Raw genomic sequence first — 2,742 nt, 5'->3', positions numbered from 1 at the left:
CCATTCTTATTTTAAATGACTATAAAACATATACGGTTGGTGCTAACCTCGATCTGCGGTAGATGCAGAATATTTCCGATTGAATAATATATCAATTTTCCCAAAAAATATTTCAAAATGACGCTCTTTTAAATCCCGCAGACAACGTGCCGTATTAGTACAACGTTGTTCTGCCGTATAATGGTAGCGGAAGTGGATTAAAATAAGAAAGATACAAGGCAGCAAGCCGCAGACAGCACAAGTAATACGGTAAGGGGCAGCTAACGCTGTAGCTTTTTTATTTTAATTCACTATATGTTATTTTCAGACGGCTTTCATTATGAACAAAGAGCTTCTCGGCCTGATTTTTATCCCTGCGGGCATTCTCAGTATGTGCATGGCGGCGCTGTGGCAGATGTATGTGATGATGTCGGAAACTTATACGCTCAACCGCTATAAGGACAAGGCGCTGGCTTGGCGTGTGGCGGCGTTGTTTTTGAGCTTTAGTTTGGCGGTTTACTGGCTTTGCCCGAATGCGCGTAAAAAGGGAGTGGTGTTTTTGGTTTTGGGCGCGGGTGGGGCGGCGATGTTTGGCTTGGCTCGGTTGTGGTTGCCGTTTGCGGGGTAGATGCGGGGATTGGACATTTGATGCTTTTTACAAGTTGTCTGGAAAAAAAGAACAAGTAGTAGCCGTAGGACGGGCATCCTTGCCCGTCATTCATTCGCAGAATGAGATAAACCTTATTGAGCTATTTTCTTTGCTTTGCAGCAAAGCGACGGGCAAGGATGCCCGTCCTACGGCTGAGCGTAGTCGAAGTTTGCTTTAGGACTGAAAAGAGCTTTGACTACGTTCGGTCACCTGATGGATTTAAAAAACATCAGAAAATCTCAGCGACGTCATTAGCTTCGCAAGTCCACTTCGCTTCCCCTGCGCAGGCGGGAATCTACCTTAGCTATTCAGCAGCATATTGTTTTCAATTAAGTTTCCACACTTCACTACTGGATTCCTGCCTTCGCGGGGGAAGCGAAGCGGACTTGCGAAGCTAATGACGGCTGTGAGGGTAAGCTGTGCAATCAAAAAGCCGTCTGAACATCTCAAATTTTCAGACGGCTTTTTTTACTCCGCAGGGGTTATTTCAGCATATTTTTGATAATGCCCATAACGCTGCGGGAGATGGCGTTGGTGATTTGGCGGTTGATTTGGCTGCCGACGGCGTCGGCGACGTTGTAGCCTACGCCTTGGCCGGATTTTTTGCGGCCGCCGCTCAGGCCGCCTAGGAAGCCGTCGAGCAGGCCGGGTTCAGCTTTTTCGGTTTGGGCGGCTTTTTGGGCTTTGGCCTGTTCTTTGGCGGCGGCTTGGGCTTCTGCTTCGGCGGCTTTTTGGGCGTCGGCTTCGCTCAGGGCTTCAAAGGCGGAGTAGTTGTCGATCATGTCTTTGTAGGCGGGGTAAAGGTCGTCGCTTTGGAATTTGGCGTTGCGCTCTTCGGCGCTCAGTGGGGTGAGCTGTGATTGTGGGGGCAATACGTAGGCGCGTGCGACGGGGGCGGGCATGCCTTTTTCGTCCAAGAAGGAGACTAATGCTTCGCCTACGCCTAATTCGGCGATGGCTTCGGAGACGTTGATGTCGGGGTTGCTGCGGAAGGTGTCGGCGGCGGCGCGCACGGCTTTTTGGTCGCGCGGGGTGAAGGCGCGCAGGGCGTGTTGGACGCGGTTACCGAGCTGGCCTAAGATGGTGTCGGGCAGGTCGAGCGGGTTTTGGGTGACGAAATAGACGCCTACGCCTTTGGAGCGAATCAGGCGGACGACTTGTTCGACTTGTTCAACCAGTGCGGGGGCGGCGTTGTCGAACATGAGGTGGGCTTCGTCGAAGAACATGACGAATTTGGGTTTGTCCGGGTCGCCGACTTCGGGCAGGATTTCGAAGAGTTTGGCGAGCATCCAGAGCAGGAATGCGCTGTACATACGCGGGGAGCGCATGAGTTTTTCGGAGTTGAGAATGTTGATGACGCCTTTGCTGCTCTCGGTTTGCATCCAGTCTTCGAGGTTGAGGGCTGGCTCGCCGAAGAAGTGTTCGGCGCCTTCGTTTTCGAGGGTGAGCAGCTGGCGTTGGATGGCGCCGACGCTGGCGGCGGAGACGTTGCCGTATTGGGTGCGGTATTCGGCGGCGTTTTCGGAAACGTGGCGCAGCATGCTGCGCAGGTCTTTGAGGTCGAGAATGTGCCAGCCTTTGTCGTCGGCGACTTTGAATACGAGGTTGAGCAGACCTTCTTGGGTGTCGTTCAGGTTCATCAGGCGGGCGAGCAGCATGGGGCCCATTTCGGAGACGGTAACGCGCACGGGGATGCCGGTTTCGCCGAATACGTCCCAAAAGCGCACGGGAAAGGATTGCAGCCATGCTTCGCCCAGGCTGAATTCGGCGATGCGTTCGCCGACTTTGCCGCTGTTTGCGCCGGCTTGGGCGATACCGGACAGGTCGCCTTTGACGTCGGCCAGGAAGACGGGCACGCCTTGACTGCTGAAGGCTTCGGCCATGCGGCGCAGGGTGACGGTTTTGCCTGTGCCGGTGGCACCGGCAATCAGGCCGTGGCGGTTGGCCATTTTGCCTTGGATTTCAAGGGTGTCTGCGCCGCTGCGGGCGATGGGGAATGTGGTCATGGTGGTTTCCTTTTCCGTCCGTAAATGATATGACAGCGGATATTTTCTTATGAAATAGCGGCGGCGACAAGGGAAAAGACGGCGGGCAGTATAGTCGAAGAGTAATTT

Annotated in this window: 2 protein-coding genes; one reads left to right on the top strand and one right to left on the bottom strand. The window is 53.7% G+C overall.

The annotated features are described in order from the left end of the window. Positions 1 to 319 precede the first annotated feature (319 nt). A complete protein-coding gene (locus BDE01S_RS09795) occupies positions 320 to 607 on the top strand; it encodes a hypothetical protein (RefSeq protein WP_066080950.1) in 288 nt (95 codons plus the stop codon). Between the two features lie 503 nt (positions 608 to 1,110). Here BDE01S_RS09795 and BDE01S_RS09790 read toward each other — a convergent pair. Further along, entirely contained in the window at positions 1,111 to 2,634 is a 1,524-nt protein-coding gene (locus BDE01S_RS09790; RefSeq protein ID WP_066080947.1) for a helicase HerA-like domain-containing protein, read from the bottom strand. Positions 2,635 to 2,742: the final 108 nt, after the last annotated feature.

This window comes from Bergeriella denitrificans NBRC 102155 (assembly GCF_001592185.1).
Taxonomy (GTDB): domain Bacteria; phylum Pseudomonadota; class Gammaproteobacteria; order Burkholderiales; family Neisseriaceae; genus Neisseria; species Neisseria denitrificans.
This window is presented reverse-complemented; position numbering and strand designations above follow the sequence as displayed.